The sequence below is a fragment of the Paenarthrobacter sp. NPDC057981 genome, assembly GCF_042886835.1.
Lineage (GTDB): Bacteria > Actinomycetota > Actinomycetes > Actinomycetales > Micrococcaceae > Arthrobacter.
Genome location: NZ_JBHVQI010000004.1, coordinates 150,182 through 166,990, shown reverse-complemented (window position 1 = coordinate 166,990; position 16,809 = coordinate 150,182). Strand labels below are relative to the sequence as shown.

General features: G+C 62.0%; 15 protein-coding genes. 8 read left to right on the top strand and 7 right to left on the bottom strand.

Features of this window, described 5'->3' with window-relative positions; genetic code table 11:
• Positions 1-12: 12 nt before the first annotated feature.
• Genes ACFVSI_RS07060 through ACFVSI_RS07050 form a run of 3 tightly spaced genes read left to right on the top strand, consistent with a single transcriptional unit; the run spans position 13 to position 2,865 of the window.
• Entirely contained in the window at positions 13-795 is a 783-nt protein-coding gene (locus tag ACFVSI_RS07060; protein WP_387821285.1) for a hypothetical protein, read from the top strand.
• Positions 796-797: 2 nt separating this feature from the next.
• Positions 798-1,529 (top strand): hypothetical protein, encoded by a 732-nt coding sequence (locus ACFVSI_RS07055; RefSeq protein WP_387821282.1) that lies wholly within the window; start codon positions 798-800, stop codon positions 1,527-1,529.
• The gene (locus tag ACFVSI_RS07050) at positions 1,516-2,865 is read left to right on the top strand and encodes an O-antigen ligase family protein (protein WP_387821279.1); all 1,350 of its coding nucleotides are present in this window, start codon (positions 1,516-1,518) and stop codon (positions 2,863-2,865) included. Before ACFVSI_RS07055 ends, ACFVSI_RS07050 begins: the two co-directional genes overlap by 14 nt.
• A gap of 43 nt (positions 2,866-2,908) precedes the next feature.
• Here ACFVSI_RS07050 and ACFVSI_RS07045 read toward each other — a convergent pair whose 3' ends face one another.
• From ACFVSI_RS07045 to rfbB, 5 genes are all read right to left on the bottom strand, one after another.
• Positions 2,909-3,685, bottom strand: coding sequence for a glycosyltransferase (locus ACFVSI_RS07045; protein WP_387821276.1), 777 nt, complete (start codon positions 3,683-3,685; stop codon positions 2,909-2,911).
• Between the two features lie 56 nt (positions 3,686-3,741).
• Complete coding sequence (locus ACFVSI_RS07040; protein ID WP_387821274.1) at positions 3,742-5,688, bottom strand: WecB/TagA/CpsF family glycosyltransferase; 1,947 nt, start codon at positions 5,686-5,688, stop codon at positions 3,742-3,744.
• A gap of 232 nt (positions 5,689-5,920) precedes the next feature.
• Positions 5,921-7,249, bottom strand: a complete 1,329-nt coding sequence (locus ACFVSI_RS07035; protein WP_387821272.1) for a hypothetical protein — start codon at positions 7,247-7,249, stop codon at positions 5,921-5,923.
• A 117-nt stretch (positions 7,250-7,366) separates the two neighbouring features.
• Entirely contained in the window at positions 7,367-8,740 is a 1,374-nt protein-coding gene (locus tag ACFVSI_RS07030) for a sugar nucleotide-binding protein (protein WP_387821270.1), read from the bottom strand.
• Positions 8,741-8,767: 27 nt separating this feature from the next.
• On the bottom strand, positions 8,768-9,766 hold the full coding sequence (rfbB, locus tag ACFVSI_RS07025; protein WP_387821267.1) for a dTDP-glucose 4,6-dehydratase: 999 nt from the start codon (positions 9,764-9,766) through the stop codon (positions 8,768-8,770).
• A gap of 53 nt (positions 9,767-9,819) precedes the next feature.
• Here rfbB and rfbA point away from each other — a divergent pair, with 53 nt between their 5' ends.
• Positions 9,820-10,686, top strand: coding sequence for a glucose-1-phosphate thymidylyltransferase RfbA (gene rfbA, locus ACFVSI_RS07020; protein ID WP_387821264.1), 867 nt, complete (start codon positions 9,820-9,822; stop codon positions 10,684-10,686).
• A 3-nt stretch (positions 10,687-10,689) separates the two neighbouring features.
• On the opposite strand, the gene ACFVSI_RS07015 is transcribed toward rfbA, so the two are convergent.
• Positions 10,690-11,622, bottom strand: a complete 933-nt coding sequence (locus ACFVSI_RS07015; RefSeq protein ID WP_387821261.1) for an aldo/keto reductase — start codon at positions 11,620-11,622, stop codon at positions 10,690-10,692.
• A gap of 52 nt (positions 11,623-11,674) precedes the next feature.
• Between ACFVSI_RS07015 and ACFVSI_RS07010 the strand changes: the two genes are divergently transcribed.
• The gene (locus tag ACFVSI_RS07010; protein WP_387821258.1) at positions 11,675-12,508 is read left to right on the top strand and encodes an undecaprenyl-diphosphate phosphatase; all 834 of its coding nucleotides are present in this window, start codon (positions 11,675-11,677) and stop codon (positions 12,506-12,508) included.
• Positions 12,509-12,523: 15 nt separating this feature from the next.
• Positions 12,524-13,801 carry a cysteine--1-D-myo-inosityl 2-amino-2-deoxy-alpha-D-glucopyranoside ligase gene (gene mshC / locus ACFVSI_RS07005; protein ID WP_387821255.1) on the top strand — a complete coding sequence of 426 codons (1,278 nt, stop codon included), beginning with the start codon at positions 12,524-12,526 and terminating at the stop codon, positions 13,799-13,801.
• A 69-nt stretch (positions 13,802-13,870) separates the two neighbouring features.
• On the opposite strand, the gene ACFVSI_RS07000 is transcribed toward mshC, so the two are convergent.
• Positions 13,871-14,776 (bottom strand): PAC2 family protein, encoded by a 906-nt coding sequence (locus tag ACFVSI_RS07000; protein WP_144658842.1) that lies wholly within the window; start codon positions 14,774-14,776, stop codon positions 13,871-13,873.
• A 123-nt stretch (positions 14,777-14,899) separates the two neighbouring features.
• On the opposite strand from ACFVSI_RS07000, the gene ACFVSI_RS06995 reads away from it, so the two are divergent.
• On the top strand, positions 14,900-15,619 hold the full coding sequence (locus tag ACFVSI_RS06995) for an HAD family hydrolase (protein ID WP_387821251.1): 720 nt from the start codon (positions 14,900-14,902) through the stop codon (positions 15,617-15,619).
• Positions 15,620-16,783 (top strand): site-2 protease family protein, encoded by a 1,164-nt coding sequence (locus tag ACFVSI_RS06990; protein WP_387821248.1) that lies wholly within the window; start codon positions 15,620-15,622, stop codon positions 16,781-16,783. It abuts the gene before it with no gap.
• The last annotated feature ends 26 nt before the right edge of the window (positions 16,784-16,809 follow it).

Sequence of the window (16,809 nt, the reverse complement as noted above, 5' to 3'; positions counted from 1 at the left end):
CAAGAGCAGGACATGCAGGTACAAAAGATACTGAAAAGCCTGATACGGCGATGGTTCATCGTCGTTCTGGGGCTTGCCTTGACCGCAGGCGCCTGCTTCTTCCTTCAGCAGAGCGCTCCTGATAATTACAAGGCCCAAGCGAGCCTGGTTCTGCTGCCTTCAACCAAGAGCGTTGGAGAAGCCGGCAACCCCTATTTGGGCCTTGGCGGCATGAGCGAGGCGCTGGACATCCTCACCCGCAAGATGTCCTCCGAAGAGTTCAAAGAGAAGATCCGCGACCAAGCAGGGGCATCCACCTTCACGGCTGAAGCCGACAAGGGGACCAGCGGCGCAATCCTCCTGATCACCGCCTCTTCCCACGACGCCGACCAAGCACTCCGGCTTCTGGACACTGTCATGAACCAAGCCCCGGTTGCCCTGACGGAGCTGCAGGATGTCCTGAACGTTCCCACCACATCCCGCATTTCCACCATGAAACTGCTGGAAGACAGCAAAGCAGTCCCTGAGGTCAAGGCGCGCACGCAGCTTCTCCTCGTTACTGCGGCAGGAGGTGTGGCCTTCAGCGTTGTGATGACCGTGCTTATCGATGGGCTCCTTTTGTCCAGGAAACACCGCCAGAGCACCGGGTCCAGCCACAAGGCCTCCGGACCAAAACCACCTGCGCCGGAATCAGCCCGCGTAAAGAAGTCCCCGCCTGCCGAACGCCTGACGGGCAGCCGGCCCAAGGCGGACGAACCGGCGTACCTTTCAGGTGAGACCACTAGCGTTGTACCCAGCTCCTATAGGCCGGGATGACCATGACGGCTGCGATCCTTCTACGTATCCTGGGCAGGCGCTGGTACATAGTGGCCGTCGGCCTTGCCATCGGACTGGTGTCCTTGGGCGCAGTCCGGACATCCGAGCCTGTTTACTGGACCAAGGCCGAAGTCACCTTCGTCGCACCGGACCGTGAACCGGCCTACTGGATCCCGGGCGACGACTACGCCTCGCTGGTAGACTTCGCGGCCATGGTGGAACGACGTGTCAACTACGACTCGGCCTCAGTTGACCTCACACTGTCCAGCGGGACCCTCTATGGCGCCGGCGTCCGGCACGGTTACTCAGTGACGCTTCTCAACAGCGGCGGACAATGGGCCAAGAGCTTCCGATGGCCTGTCTTGTCCGTTCAAGTGGTGGACTCCAGTGCTCAGACGGTGAAGGACGTACTAAGTGACGTCGTGGAAAGTATTACGGCGGCCTCAGCGAAACTTCAACAAGAAGCAGGCGTACAACAAGCACTGATCACTACCCTCACGTCTCCATCCAGCCCTGAAATCGTGTTTGGGGGAGGAACGCAAACAAACCGCGTCAAAGGGGCCGTTTTCTGGATGGGCATTGCGGCCACACTGTCAGTCTTGGCCGCGGTGGTCATCGATTCCCGGCCACGACGGCGCAGGAGGGTGCAGGCGCCAACGTCACGTGCCACGAGCACCACGAAACGGGAGACGGATAAGCAGCAGGCAGAGGTGACATTCCGTGTACCGGGCTAATGGGCTGCTTCATCGCGACAGCATCCACGGGGCTACCGGGAAATCCGATGCGCCGATCTTCCTCACCATCTATCTGGTACTCACCTGCGCTCTGCCATCAAACCTCGTCATCGCGTCCTTGGGCTCCATCGGCCGGCCCAATACACTCTTCGCGATCCTCGGATTAGCGTGGTGGGTGCTGCATCAACTTCTGCGCACAACCCCGTCGGTCAGGCGATTCCACCCCCTGAGGGCAGCACTGTCAGCGTTCCTCATCGTTGCAGCATCCAGCTACGCCTACGCCATGGTCAGAGGTCTGCCCGAAACCGAGGCCAGCCCCGCCGACGCCGGGCTCATCAGGCTCGCAGGCTGGGCCGGAATCCTGCTCATAGCTACCGACGGCCTGACTACCCGGGAAGGGGTCAGGACACTGCTACGCAGGATCGCCTTGGCAGGAGGCCTGACAGCAACACTGGGTTTGCTCCAGTTTGCCACCGGCTCGTCCCTCATCGAATGGATCAGGATTCCGGGTCTCAGCCTCAGTTCAGAGCTTGCAAACATCGATTCCCGCGGCGGCTTCGTCCGTGCGGCCGGCATGTCACTTCATCCCCTGGAATACGGAGTGGTCCTCTCAACCTCCCTTCCGATTGCCATTACCTTGGCCTTGAACGACCCCTCCAAGCGGCGGCTCCTCTGGTGGATCCCTGTGGGCCTGATTGCCGTGGCCGCAATGCTGTCCGTCTCCCGCGCCGCCCTGATCTGCATGGCACTGGCTTTTCTCATTCTCTTGCCGGTGTGGCCCAAGCAACTCCGGCGACGGGCGGTCGCAGTCTCGGCATTGCTGGTCGGAGTGATCTACGTGGTGACTCCAGGCATGATCGGCACCCTCTTCGGGCTCTTTACCATCGGCACCGACGACCCCAGCATCAGTTCCCGAACCAACGGCTACGCCACGGCGTTCGGAATGGCCAGCCAACAGTTGTTCCTGGGACGTGGTTTCGGGACCTTCCTCCCGGCCTATGTAATTGTTGACAACCAATACCTGGGACTCTTGGTGGAACTTGGCATAGCCGGTCTGGTTGCCTTCCTCCTCCTGGTTCTCGCCGGCATTATCTGTGCCTGGCGGGCCCGCAAGGCGACAAAGGACAACGAACTGCGCCAACTGAGCCAATCAGTACTGGCAAGCGTGGCCGCAGCTGCCCTGGCCTTTGGATTCTTCGACGCCTTTGCCTTCCCCATGGCAGCCAGCCTCTTGTTCCTCATGCTGGGCATATCAGGCGCACTGTGGAGGATCGCCCACCGGGAAGCCGCAGAGGCACAACTCAAGGAAAAGGCGGCCACTTCAGGGGAGCAATAAACCCACACCGGAACAACCACAGGCCAGCACCAGCCAACGCCATCTAGCGACGACTCTCATCCCGCTCCCATACGGGGGACAAAGCCCGGGACCTTGGACGACGGCGCCCCGCCACCGCGAACACCGCATAGACGACGGCGTCACAAGCCGTCCGTGGCCCACGAACCGACCCCAGCAGCTGACGAACTGTCCGCGGCAGGGAAGCCCCACCTGCCACATGGTCCTGCTCGGCGTTGCCCCGGTAGGTGCGCCGCAACACCGCCAACAAAGCCGCAGATGTCCGGGGAGTCCTGACGATCACCGGCTCCGTGGGCAGGATCGCCTTCTCCCACGCATCAAAAAGCCTGTCCACAAAGTAGTCATCCCCCGTGAGGGCAGGGAAGACGCCCATACGGTTGTGACCGGAGCGACTCAACGCGTAGGCGCCTGCACCCCACAAGCCCTCCGCATTCCCCGGGATTCTGCTGCGTGCACGATAATAGGCCCGCACCGGCGCCGAAGCTCCGTGGGTGTCATAACTGAAGGCCGGCCGGGCGGCCAATAAGGTCCCATCCTGCAAAGCTGCAAAAACATCAACGAGGGCTTTGGCGCTGACCTCAATGTCGGCATCCAAATAAAGGCGCGGCCACAACCGCGTGCACTGATCACCGGCATTCAGCGCCGCAGTCTTTGACGCCTCTGCCACATGCAGGACCGATACTCCCTGCCATCGCGACGCGATCGCCTCCGTAGCGTCCGTACACCCATTGCAGGCCACGACGACGTCCACAGTTCCCCACCCGATGACTTCCCTCAGCGACCCCAGGGTCCTGTCGATCACCGCAGCCTCATTATGGGCGGGGATAATGACCGCCCCCGAAGGAAACCCCGCACCCACTAGATCTCCCTTTCGACTGGCCGCACGGCATGCGGAAGGCGATCCCACCGCCGTCGGCTGGTCAAAGCCCACGCAGCATCGCGGTGACCAGCCTTCCCCAGCCGCGCAACCTCCGCGGCCAGGACAGCGCCACGAAAGGCCACCAGGCGCGCCGGCCCAAGATACTTTTCCGCATAACGGACGCGGTTCACAGACATCAAGGCCACGAGCTGCGGAGAAGCCCCGGATCCACCCCGCGTATGCCACATCCGGGCGGCCGGTTCGAACCAAATGGAATATCCAGCCTCCCTCATGCGGTGGCAGTAGTCGGTTTCTTCCGAATACAGGAAAAAGCGCTCATCCCAGGCGCCCACCAGAGTGGCGGCCCCTGCGTCCACCAATAACGCCGCGCCAGTAGCCCACTCCACCTGATGCCCATGCAGGTAACTCTCTTCATCGAAATCCATCTCCGACAACCACGCCGGACGGGACCTGACATGGCTGCCCAGGGCCGCATCCCCAAGCGCTCGCAGAACTCCCGGCTCGCGCCGCAGCGAGGGGTAGACTGTGCCGTCGTCGTCCATCAGGACAGGCACCACCATGCCCGCGCCGGATTGCAGCAGGCGCCTCCGCATTGCCCCGATGGATCCTTCCTCAACGCGGAGGTCCGGATTGAGGATGAGGTAGGTGCGGGCTTCCCCGGCGGCTGAGAGTGCTGCGTTGATTCCACCGGCGTATCCCAGGTTTCCCCCGGTCCTGATGGAGATGACGTCCGGATGCCGGGACAGTTCACTGATTGTGCCGTGGTTGGGGGAGTTGTCGGCCACCACCACTTTCAAGGACTGTTCCCTTGCTTCCTTGCGCAGGCTCAGGATCAAGGGCCCGATGGAGTCCTCGTTGTTGTAGGTGACGACGACGACGGCGACATCCGCGGTGGAGCTGGCCGGCAAGAAGGACCCCGGAGCGCGGCTGGGCACACGCTCCGGGACATCCACGCTGTGGACAGCGGTGCCCTGCGGGGCGGCATTCGGGTTCAGGCGTTGCCCCGGGACGACCGGGGGCAACGACAAACCGCTGTCCTTGCGCAGCCGCACGTAGGCTTCCGGTCCCTCCACGAGGTATCGACGTGCGAGCCTGCGGGGTTCCAGCGCCAGCCGCCAGGCCCACTCGAGGCTGTTGGAACTCACCCAGGACGGTGCCCGCTTGATGTGCCCTGCCAGAAAGTCCACAACGGCCCCGAAGGCGAGCAAGACTCTCGCACCTGTCATGGCCCCATATTCCGAGATCCAGAGCTCCTGCCGCGGCTTGCCCAAGCCCACGATCAGTACGTCCGGCGCCGACTCCGAAATCATGCCCGCAAGTCGGCGGGAAGCCTGAGGGTCGCCAAGAATGGTGCGCGCCGGCGCCCACCACCCAACGATCTTCAGGTGTGGCCGTTCCACTTCGAACCTGTCGCGGATCAGACGCTGGGTATCCACCGACCCACCCAGGAAACCTACCGTGAGCCCCCTGCGCTCTGCCTCCTCCAGCAAGGGGCCGACGAGGTCACTGCCTGCGAGTCTGGGCCAGCTTCTTGACGTCAGGCGCCGGGCCTCCGTCGCCAGCGGAGCGCCGTCGATAAGCGTCAACCACTCCAGTGCGCCGGACTGTTCAACGCCAGGCTGATCAAGGGTGCCCGCCCAGCGACCACCTGAGCCGAAGTGGCGGATGTGGTCCAGATTGGCAGAGCACACGCCCAGCGGCGGGGCATTGACATCGCTGGCCCTGCCAAGGATCTCCTCAATGGCTGGCTGGAACTCCATGAGCTTGACCGCGACGCCGCCCAGATTCACCCAAGGGTCTCCGGGGGCAGCGCCCAGGGTGCGTGGTGCGGTTCCGGGGCGTGGGGCCACGCGGTGGAGGACTGTCAGGTGGGGGACTACCCGGTGAATTGCCTTCCGGGTCGGCAGGACTTTCGGCAGCAGCATTCTTCGCTCCAGGCTCGGGTCAAGCTCAAGGCATAACCATGTGGCCCACGACCCGTGGCTGCTGCACTGCCAGGATCGTGGATGGCGGACAAACGCCGCCACATCGACATGTTTTCTTGAGTTGTCTCCCGGCCTCCTGCCAGAGGCTGCCGTAGGGCTACTTTAGGACGATTCTCCGGTGTCCGCCAGAGTTCCCGGCGTGCCTTTACGGCCACTGAGGGGCATCGGTTCGCTAAAGGGCGATGCGGTACACGTGATGCGTGTACTCGTTCGGGTAATCATCAGTAAATTTCCCCCCTTGAACAGGAATGGAACGGTTTTCGTCAAGCACTTCCACGGTGGAACCCGTGATCCCGGCAGGAAGTGTGAACGTTCTGCTGCCGGTGGCCCCATCGTCGGTCATCGCAAAGACATAGGCGCTTCCGTCCTTGGCCTTGAGCATGGTGTCTGTTCCGTCGCCGAAGTCCCAAACATAGGACTGGGTGTTGAGGACCGGCGCCAGGGCGCTGATGGCGTGGTTCACAACCCCCACTGCAGCGACCTGTTCCTTCAGGCAGTCGGCGCTGTGTTTCCGGGCGTCCTGGAAAGCGTCACCGGTGATGCAATCGTTGACTTCCTGTTGGTCAGGGGACTGGCTGAACCACACAATTCCCCTCGCCTCGTGGATAACCGACGCCCACACCTGGGCCTTGACTTGCTCAGGGCCCAACTGCTGGTAGCCGCGTGTTGAGCCGCCGGTGCTGACCACCGTGGGGAGCGCCCAGAGCGGGGCCTGGACACCGCGCGCGGCATTGACTTCTTGCTGAAGCTGCATGATTTTCCCATAGCTCGAGGCAGTGCGGCAGTTCGATGCCGTGATGGGATTCTGTCCGTTCGGAGTCCGCCATCTTAGCGTGCCATCGCCCCAGTCGCATTGTGGGACGGAGTAGAAGTATTGGTCCACGGAGTTCACGTTCGCGGTGCGGTAGTAGTCCGTTGAGAACTGCATGGGCACGTCATAGGTAACGATTCCCGAGGTCCAGTTCGCATAAGTGAACCTGCCAGTCACTGCAGGATCGTGCTGGGCCGCCAATTGCTTCATATGTGCCAGTCCTGCCGCGGGCTCGTACCTGCCATCCACTTCGTCATCCAGTACGCTGCCCACCTGCCGGTCCCAGTTGACAGGTGCATCTGTGGGCGCGAAAAGCGTAAACATTCCGTGCGCCGAGATGGCTGCACTGGACGCGTCCGGGTTGCCCTGCACGTAGGTATTGATTCCCAGTGCTTTGTCGTACTTCAGTTGCGCATCGCTGCCGGGGGACCCGTACCAGATGGCGATTGGGAAAAAGGACGGGTCATTCCAGCCAGCTGCGGCGGCTTTGGAAAATTGCCGCCAATATGCCGGGCCGCCCTCCCACGGAATCCTGGGGAGCTCATGGAGCGCAGCTGTCGGTTCCATGGACGTCGCTGTGGGTTCCGGCCGGGGAGGGGAAGCAACGCGTGGGACAGTTCCGGGAATCGTACTTGCCCAGAACAGCAAGCCAAGCGTCAAGGCCATCGTCGTGACGTAGCGAGCCCTCATAACGTCATCTTCTTCCGCAACCCAATGATGAGTACCTCAAAGGATGACATCCGCTCCGCAATTCCGTAAACCGCCGTCGTGTTTTTAGCGGAAGGTGCCCAATCTCAGGCGGGCTCACTACCTCTTGAGGTATTCCGCCAGACGCTGTGACCCGTCCGGGGGAGTGAAGCCCGCGGCGGTGATTTTGGCCAGGTCCAGAACGCTGTGGACCGGGCGGGGAGCCGTGCCCGGTTGCTCATATTCAGCCGTACTGACCGGATGCACCAACCCCGGATCCGCGCCGCAAAGCCGATATACCTCCGCCGCGATAGCCGCCCAGCTTTTCGGCTCGCCATTGTTACTGATGTTGTAGGTGCCGTACGGTGCCTGTGAATCAACCAGATGCCTAATACCCGCGGCAAGATCCGCCGCAAAGCTCAACCGCCCGAACTGGTCATCCACAACCTTCGGCGCTGCTCCCTTGGCAGCGAGGCTGGCGATGGTTCGAACAAAGTTCTTTCCGTCACCAACCACCCAGCTCGTCCTGACGACGTAGTGCCTCGGGACGGCTGCCACAGCCATGTCACCGGCGGCCTTGCTCTGCCCGTACACCCCCAAGGGAGCGTAGGCCTCATCTTCCGCGTGGACTTGCGCAGTGCCGTCAAAGACGTAGTCGCTGGAGACATGGACCAGCGTCAGTGAATGTTCGACGGCGGTACTCGCCAAACGGGCAACCCCGCTTGCGTTGATGGACCAGGCAGCTGCACGGCCTTCTGGCGTCTCTGCGGCATCCACCGAGGTAAAGGCGGCAGCGTTGATGATCGTGGAGTAACGTTTCCAAGCTACTGACTGGAATGAATCCTCCCCGGTGAGGTCAAAGTCCCGGTGACCGGCGAAGTCCACGGTGGGGTCGCCGTCGTATACCTGCCGCAAGGCGGTGCCCAACTGGCCATCGGCCCCCAGGACGAGAGTCCGGCGTTTTTGCATAGGGGCAACGTGGTCAAGGCGCGGATGGTTCTTGTCCTGTTCCGAGACCACAGCGCGGCTGAGGGGGATCGGCCACGGCACGGAGACGTGTTCGTCGGCAAGATTCAGGAACGTATAGTCCTTCCGGGCTTCCGGGCTCCAATGGTCGTTGACCAGATAGGTGTAGGCGGTGTCGGCTTCCAGTGTTTGGAAGGCGTTGCCTACGCCCCGGGGCACGAAGACAGCTTGGCCCGGTGTCAGCTCGGCGGTGAACAGGACCCCAAAGGTGGGTCCATCGCGAAGGTCCACCCACGCCCCGAAGATACGCCCGGAGGCCAAGGAGATGAATTTGTCCCAAGGCTCGGCATGTATGCCCCGGGTGGTGCCGGGAACGGCGTTGAAGGAGATGTTGTTCTGGACGGGGCCAAAATCGGGCAGTCCGGCATCCAGCATTTTGCTGCGGTGCCAGTTTTCCTTGAACCACCCGCGGCTGTCAGCATGCAGAGGGAGTTCGAACAGCAGCAACCCAGGAATGGGGGTTGGCACGGAGACTGGTTCCCGGGCAGCCACGGCTCAGTGCCCTTGGCCAGCGTATTTTGACTCCGTGGCCGCCTTCTGTGGACGCCACCATTCCTCGTTGGCCCTGTACCACTCAACGGTCTCGGCCAGGCCGGAGTCGAAGTCGGAGAACCGGGGCAACCAACCAAGCTCACTGCGGAGCTTGCCGGAGTCGATGGCGTAGCGCAGATCGTGTCCCGGACGGTCATGGACGAGGTCATAGGCGTCCGGTTGTTGTCCGTTCAGAATCAGTAGCTTCTCCACCACCTCACGGTTCGACCGCTCCCCGTTTGCCCCGATCAAGTAGGTCTCGCCGATCCGGCCCCGTTGAAGGATCGTCAAGACTGCCGAGGAATGGTCTTCCACGTGGATCCAGTCGCGAACATTCAATCCTTGGCCGTACAACCGGGGCCGTAGTCCGTCGAGGATATTGGTGATCTGCCGCGGGATGAACTTCTCAACGTGCTGGTATGGACCGTAGTTGTTGGAGCAATTGCTGATGGTGGCTTGGAGGCCAAACGAACGCACCCACGCCCGGACCAACATGTCCGAACCGGCTTTCGTAGCGGAGTAGGGGCTGGTGGGCCGGTACACCGAGTCCTCAGTGAATTTGCGGGGATCATCCAGCGCCAGGTCTCCATACACTTCGTCGGTGGAGATGTGGTGGAAGCGTGTTCCGTGCTTGCGGGCGGCTTCGATCAGGGTGAACGTGCCCATCAGATTGGTGTCCAGGAAAGGGCGGGGATCATCCAGCGAGTTGTCATTGTGCGACTCTGCCGCGAAGTGCACCACGGCATCCACGGAGGCCGTCAGCTCATCCACCAGACCGTCGTCGCAAATATCACCTTGATGGAATTCGAAACGGTTTGGCGGCAGTCCCGCGAGCGATTCCCGGCTGCCGGCGTAGGTCAGCTTGTCCAGGACAGTGACATGAAGGCCGGTGTGCTCCATGATGAAGTGAACAAAATTGCATCCGATGAATCCGGCCCCGCCGGTGACAAGGATTCTCTGCATGGCCATAGCGTAACCGTCCGTGACGGTGATGTGCAGCGGGAGAGGACAGTTAGATGCGCGGAATTATTCTTGCCGGTGGCACGGGGTCCAGGCTCCATCCAATTACGCTCGGAATTAGTAAACAATTGGTTCCGGTCTTCGATAAACCAATGATTTACTATCCGTTGTGCACCCTGATGCTCGCTGGAATCCGCGACATCCTCATCATCACAACCCCGGCGGATGGACCCCAATTCGAGAAACTCCTGGGCGACGGCTCGCAATTCGGAGTCAATCTGAGCTACGCCCTGCAACCCACGCCCGACGGACTCGCCCAAGCCTTCATTCTGGGGGAGGATCACATCGGCAGCGGCAAAGTGGCGCTCATCCTGGGCGACAACATCTTCAATGGTCCGGGCATGGGCAACCAGCTCCGCCATTATGCCGACGTTGACGGCGGTGCAATCTTCGGTTACTGGGTCAAGGACCCCTCTGCCTACGGGGTGGTGCAATTCGATGATAATGGTCTGGCAATTTCGATTGAAGAGAAGCCCGCAACACCCAAAAGCAACTATGCCGTGCCAGGCCTCTACTTTTATGACAACAACGTTGTTGCCATGGCAAAAGAGCTACAGCCATCACCGCGCGGGGAGTTGGAAATCACCGACATCAACCGCAAATACATGGAGCTCGGGAGGCTGCATGTGCAGAAGTTCCCCCGGGGGACCGCCTGGCTGGACACCGGAACGTTCAGCGACCTCAACGATGCCTCCAATTACGTCCGTACCACCGAGAACCGTCAAGGCTTGAAGATCGGCGCACCCGAAGAAGTGGCATGGCGGATGGGGTACCTGACTGACGACGAACTGCGTCAGCAGGCAGCCAAACTGGCCAAGAGCGGCTACGGGAGCTACCTGCTGGACATCCTGGACCGGCGCTGACTGCTACGCCGCGGAAACATCCTCAAGAGCACGTGCAATCTCAGCCGGCAGGACCGCCAGCTGCGCATCCAGCAATTCCTTGAGCTGAACGGCGTTCCTCGGTCCGACAACCGCGGTGGAGACCCCCGGCCGGGACAGCAACCAGCTCAATGAGACGTCCAGCGGTGACCGGCCCAGTCCGCGGGCGGCCATGGCCACGGCTTCCACCACCCGCGACGCCCGCGGTTCCAGATAGGGCTCGACGTACGTTGCCAGCCTCCCCTGTGCCGCGCGGGAATCAGCGGGTATTTGCCCCCGGTACTTGCCGCTGAGAACCCCACGCCCCAAAGGGGCCCAGGCCATCAGGCCGAGGCCGGCGTCTTCGACGGCGGGGATAAGTTCTTCCTCGGGTTTGCGGTGAAGCAGCGAATATTCCGACTGGTTGGCTACCAAGGTAAAGCCTGCTACGGCCGCAGCCTTGGCTGTCTGCCAGCCGTTGTAATTGGAAATGCCGACGTAACGGGCACGTCCGCTTCGCTGTGCCAGCTCCAAAGCTGAGAGCGTTTCCTCCAACGGCACGTTCGGATCCCACTCCTGGGCGAACCAGATGTCGATGTAATCCGTTCCGAGCCTGGCCAGGCTCGCATCCAGCGCAGAAAGCAGAGCGCCCCGGGAGGCATTGACGCTGCGGCGCGTTTCCGACGACGACACGCCGGCTTTGGTGGAGATGACGATTTCGGACCGGGCGACGACGTCTCCGAGCATGGAGCCCAGCATCGCCTCGGCCCGTCCCTGTGCGTAGGACGCGGCAGTGTCAACCACTGTTCCACCTGCTGCAACAAACCCGTGGAGCAGTTCGGCAGCGTCCTGCTCATCGGTTTCCTGCGCCCAGGACATGGTTCCAAGGGAAATCGAAGACACGCGGAACCCACTGTTCCCGACATAACGCTGCTGCATAGCAGCTAGCTTACGGGCAGTTACCAGTGTTCATGACGTAGGGTCTATTCACGTGAACTGGATAGAAGCAGCCTTGCTGGGCCTTGTGCAGGGCCTCACCGAATTCCTCCCGATTTCTTCGAGTGCGCATCTGCGGATTGTCGGCTCGTTCCTTCCCGACGCAGCCGATCCCGGGGCGGCTTTTACGGCCATCACCCAGCTTGGTACCGAAACTGCCGTCATCGTCTACTTTTGGCGTGACATAGTCCGCATTGTGCGGGCGTGGTTCGGCTCTCTGACGGGCAAAGTGGAACGGAACGACCCCGATGCCCGCATGGGTTGGCTGGTCATTCTGGGCAGCCTTCCCATCGTCGTCCTGGGATTGTTGTTCCAGGACCAAATCGAGTCAGTGTTCCGCAGCATGTGGATTGTTGCCACCATGCTGATTGTTTTCGGCATGATTCTCGCCGTCGCAGATGCCATTGGCCGGCAGGAGCGTGACCTCACCCAACTGAGCTACAAACACGGCATCCTGTATGGCTTTGCCCAGGCAATGGCCTTGATACCCGGCGTTTCGCGCTCCGGCGGCACCATCACGGCCGGACTCCTCATGGGTTACACCCGTGAAGCGGCCGCACGCTACTCCTTCCTGCTCGCCATTCCGGCAGTGTTCGGCAGCGGCCTCTACCAGCTCTACAAAACAGTCACCAAAGAGGGTCTGGCCGGGCCGTACGGGCTGCCCGAAACCGCACTGGCCACGGTAATCGCCTTCGTTGTGGGTTACGTCATTATCGGCTGGTTCCTGAAGTTCGTATCCACACGCAGTTACCGGCTCTTTGTTTGGTACCGCATCTTCCTTGGGTTGGCCTTGTATGTCCTGCTCGGTTTCGGTGTGATCAGTGCCTAGCACTAAGGTTGAGTCGTGAAATCGTGGATCTCCCGCCCTGTACCTGAACTGCCCGGCAGCATGCCGCCCGTGCGGCTGCACGACACCGCTCTGGGCCGTGTCGTGGAGGTGGAACGACAAGCCGAGCAGTCGATGTACGTCTGCGGCATCACGCCCTATGACGCAACGCATATGGGCCATGCTTCGAGCTATGTAGCGTTCGACCTTCTGAACCGCGCCTGGCGTGACGCAGGTATCCGCGTGTCCTATGTTCAAAACGTCACGGACGTCGACGACCCCCTTCTTGAACGCGCCACCGCCACAGGCGTGGACTGGCGTGAACTGGCCGAGAGCCAGATCGAGCTCTTCCACACGGATATGGACGCCCTGAACGTCCTCGCCCCGGATCATTACGTTGGCGCCGTCGAGGCAATCCCCGACATCGTGCCAGCCATTGAACAGCTCATCGCCGATGGCGTCGCCTACCGCGTCCAAGGTGGCGACGGAGAACCCGACGGCGACGTCTACTATGACGTCGAAGCCGCCGGCAAGAGCTCCAGCGCCACGGATGCCTGGACCCTCGGCGATGTATCAGGCCTTGGTGAAAGCGAGATGCTCGCGCTGTTCGCCGAACGCGGGGGAGACCCCGCAAGGCCAGGCAAACGAAACGCCCTGGATCCACTGCTGTGGCGGGTAGCCCGTGACGGCGAACCCAGCTGGCCGGGAGCCGGCCTTGGTGCCGGACGCCCAGGCTGGCACATCGAATGTACCGTGATCGCGCAGAAGTACCTTCCGGCGCCCTTCACGGTGCAAGGTGGCGGCTCCGACCTGATCTTCCCGCACCACGAAATGGGAGCCGGTCACGCATACTCCCTCGCCGGAGTCCCGCTGGCCCGTCACTATTCCCACGCAGGCATGGTAGGTCTGGACGGAGAAAAGATGAGCAAGTCCAAGGGAAACCTGGTCCTCGTCTCCAAGCTCCGTGCAGCGGGTGAGGAACCTGCTGCCATCCGCCTGGCAATCCTTGCCAACCACTACCGCTCCGACTGGTCGTGGACTGATGAAGATTTTGCTGCCGCCAAGGACAGGCTCGCTGTTTGGCGGGCAGCCGTGGAGCAGGCTCCGGCCGGTTCTGCGGCCGGGCTGATCGCAGCAATGCGCAAGGAGCTGGCCGAGGACCTCAACGCGCCAGGTGCGCTGGCCGCCGTCGACCATTGGGCCCAGGAGGCAGTACGCAATGGTGCGGAGAAGTCCGCTCATGATGCAGCCCTGGTTTCCGACGCCGTCAACGCTTTGCTGGGTGTGGAACTCTAGATCGCGCCAGATACACCAGACGGCCCCGACATTCGTCGGGGCCGTCTGCCGTTTTCGGACGTCTGGGCCCTAGGGACGCTCCTTGCCGCGCCGCTTCAGGTACCGCTCGAATTCCCGGGCAATAGACTCACCGGAGGCTTCCGGGAGGTCTGCCGTGTCCTTGGCTTCTTCGAGTTGACGCACATAGGCAGCGATTTCCGGGTCCTCCGTGGCGAGCTCATCCACTCCGCGTTCCCAGGCTTCCGACTCCTCAGCAAGGGCATGGCTGTCCAGTGGTACCTGGAGCAGGTCCTCGATCTTGTGCAGTATGGCCAGCTGGGCTTTGGGGGAGGGCGGCTGCGCTACGTAGTGGGGAACGGCGGCCCAGAGTGAGACAGTAGGCAGGCCCGCCAAAAGGGCGAATTCGGCCAGGACCCCAACGATTCCCACGGGCCCTTCGTATTGCGAGGCTTCCAGGTTGAGGCGTTCCCGCAAGCCGTTGTCCTCCGTGGTGGTGCTGACCGGAATGGGCCGACTGTGGGGAACGTCCGCCAGCAAAGCGCCAACCAGGATGACGGAATCCACCTTGAGGGCCTCGGCATGCACCAGCAGCTCGGTGGTGTAGGCACGCCAGCGATATGACGGTTCCGTGCCGAGGACAAAAACCACGTCCACGTTGCTGTCCGGAACGGCGGCCTTGTAGATCCGGGTGGACGGCCACTTCACTTTTCGGGCACCGGAGGAGGTGCGCCGCACGGTGGGCCTTGTGAACTGGAAATCGTAGTATTCCTCGGCGTCCACGGTGGCGACTTTCTTGCCGTCCCATAGCTTGTTCAGGTAGTGCAGAGCATCGCTGGCCGCTTCACCGGCGTCGTTCCAGCCCTCGAAGGCAGCAATCATCACGGTGACGCGCTGTCCTTCCGCGGGTTCCTTGAGGAAACGCTCGGGCTCCACGGTGATGTCCTGCCCTTCGGGGGTCCCGTCCACACTGTTCATCCACTCACCCTACGTCCAAGACCCTGATGGGTGCATGGCATTTCGCGTCAACGCGTGTCCCATATTCGCCCAGAGCACAATGCCGGGACTGAGGGACATCAGGTTCCACGTAGACTGGAAACCATGCATTCAACACCCAGCCAGCCCCTCCTCAAAGCCGTGCTCTGGGATATGGATGGCACACTCGTGGACACCGAACCCTATTGGATCGCGGCCGAGCGCGCGCTGGTGGAAGCACATGGAGGCAGCTGGAGCCACCAGCAGGCCATGCAGTTGGTGGGCCAGTCATTGCTTCACTCCGCGGCTGTCCTGCAGCGGGCCGGCGTCAAACTTGAGGCCCGCGAAATCGTGGATACTTTGAGCGCACAGGTCATTGCCCGGGTCCGCCAGGAAGTCCCGTGGCGCCCCGGAGCGCGCGAGCTGCTGGATGAACTCCACACAGCAGGCATCCGCTGCGCTCTGGTGACCATGTCGGAAGGCCCCCTCGCGGGAGTGGTGGTTGAGAGCCTCCCCAAACAGTATTTCGAGTTCATGGTCACCGGTGACACCGTCACCAACGGAAAGCCCCATCCGGAGGCTTACCTCACGGCGGTGGAGCGGCTGAAGCTGGACGACCCCGCCCTGACAATCCACCATTGCGTGGCCTTGGAAGACTCCGTGCCCGGCGCAACGGCCGCCATGGCTGCAGGCGTGGTCACCGTTGGCATCCCGCACCAGGTGCCTCTCCCCGAGGACCACCGCATGATCCTGTGGGATACCTTGGTTGGCCGGACGGCTGCCGACGTTGGCCGGTTGGTCGATGACCGCTTCCCCGCACTGAACCTCGTTGAAGGGGCCAACTAGGTGAGCAGTTCCCCGGCACCGCATCACGTGGCAACAAAGAGGGAAGGCATTCCCCTCGGTAAGATCGCCGGCGTGCCCGTCTACCTGGCGTACTCCTGGTTCGTGATTGCCGCGATCACAGTGGTCTTCTATGGTCCATCCGTCATGGACTTCTTCCCCGGTATCGGCTACTGGGGATACGTGGTGGGGCTCGCCATCGCATTGCTGCTCGCCGTCTCGGTCCTCCTCCACGAAATCGCCCACGCGCTTAGTGCCAGGGCTTTTGGTTGGCCCACTGAGAAAATCGTGCTGAACCTGTGGGGCGGCCACACCCAATTCGAAAACTTCACGGCCTCGCCCGGCCGCTCGGTCATCGTTGCCCTCGCCGGACCGGCGTCGAACTTCCTCATCGCCGGGATCATGTGGGCTGTAACGTCCAGCGGAATGCTCAGCGGCATACCGCGGATGCTCGCGGACATCCTGATGCTCGCCAATTTGGTGATCGGTATCTTCAATGTCCTCCCGGGAATGCCCTTGGACGGCGGCCGCCTCGTGGAGTCGGCTGTCTGGAAAGCCACGGGCAGCCAGGACAAGGGCACCATTGCCGCAGGCTGGTCAGGCCGGATCATCGTAGTGGCCTTGGTCATCTGGTTCATTGTTGTGCCCTTCCTCAGAGGCCAACTGCCTGATCTCATGTACACAGTCGTCACTGTCATGGTCTGCGGCTTCCTCTGGATGAGTGCTTCCAGCTCCATCCACCACGCGAAATTGCGCAGCCGTCTTTACCTGGTAACTGCCGCCGGCCTGGCGGATCGCGCTGTCGGCGTGCCGAACTCGGCGACAGTGGCAGATGTCCTGGCCATAGCTCCGGCGGGGAGTCCCGCCGTCGTGATCTGCGGACCTGACGGCAAGCCGCAAGGCGTGGTTGACGGCCCTGCGGTTGCCAGCGTCCCCTTTGAAGCGGTCACGACGACGCCGGTCACCGCGGTTGCCCACGCGCTGGCTGCAGGCGCGTACGTCCCCGAATGGTCCAAGGGCCAGGAGCTGATCCAGTACTTGGCGCAGCTGGAAGGCGGCGAATACGCTGTGGTGGACCACAACGGAGTCGTCACCGGATTGCTTCGCCAGGACGCCGTAGTGACAGCCATAACAGGTAAGGAACCCCGCAGGAGCGGTCGCGCCTGACCACAGGACCGGTAGAGTTACATGCC

Coding starts and splice junctions, on each gene's coding strand:
- ACFVSI_RS07060 (WP_387821285.1), top strand. CDS start 13: ATGCAGGTACAAAAGATACTGAAAAGCCTGATACGGCGATGGTTCATC.
- ACFVSI_RS07055 (WP_387821282.1), top strand. CDS start 798: ATGACGGCTGCGATCCTTCTACGTATCCTGGGCAGGCGCTGGTACATA.
- ACFVSI_RS07040 (WP_387821274.1), bottom strand. CDS start 5,688: ATGCTGCTGCCGAAAGTCCTGCCGACCCGGAAGGCAATTCACCGGGTA.
- ACFVSI_RS07035 (WP_387821272.1), bottom strand. CDS start 7,249: ATGAGGGCTCGCTACGTCACGACGATGGCCTTGACGCTTGGCTTGCTG.
- rfbB (WP_387821267.1), bottom strand. CDS start 9,766: ATGCAGAGAATCCTTGTCACCGGCGGGGCCGGATTCATCGGATGCAAT.
- rfbA (WP_387821264.1), top strand. CDS start 9,820: ATGCGCGGAATTATTCTTGCCGGTGGCACGGGGTCCAGGCTCCATCCA.
- ACFVSI_RS07015 (WP_387821261.1), bottom strand. CDS start 11,622: ATGCAGCAGCGTTATGTCGGGAACAGTGGGTTCCGCGTGTCTTCGATT.
- ACFVSI_RS07000 (WP_144658842.1), bottom strand. CDS start 14,776: ATGAACAGTGTGGACGGGACCCCCGAAGGGCAGGACATCACCGTGGAG.
- ACFVSI_RS06995 (WP_387821251.1), top strand. CDS start 14,900: ATGCATTCAACACCCAGCCAGCCCCTCCTCAAAGCCGTGCTCTGGGAT.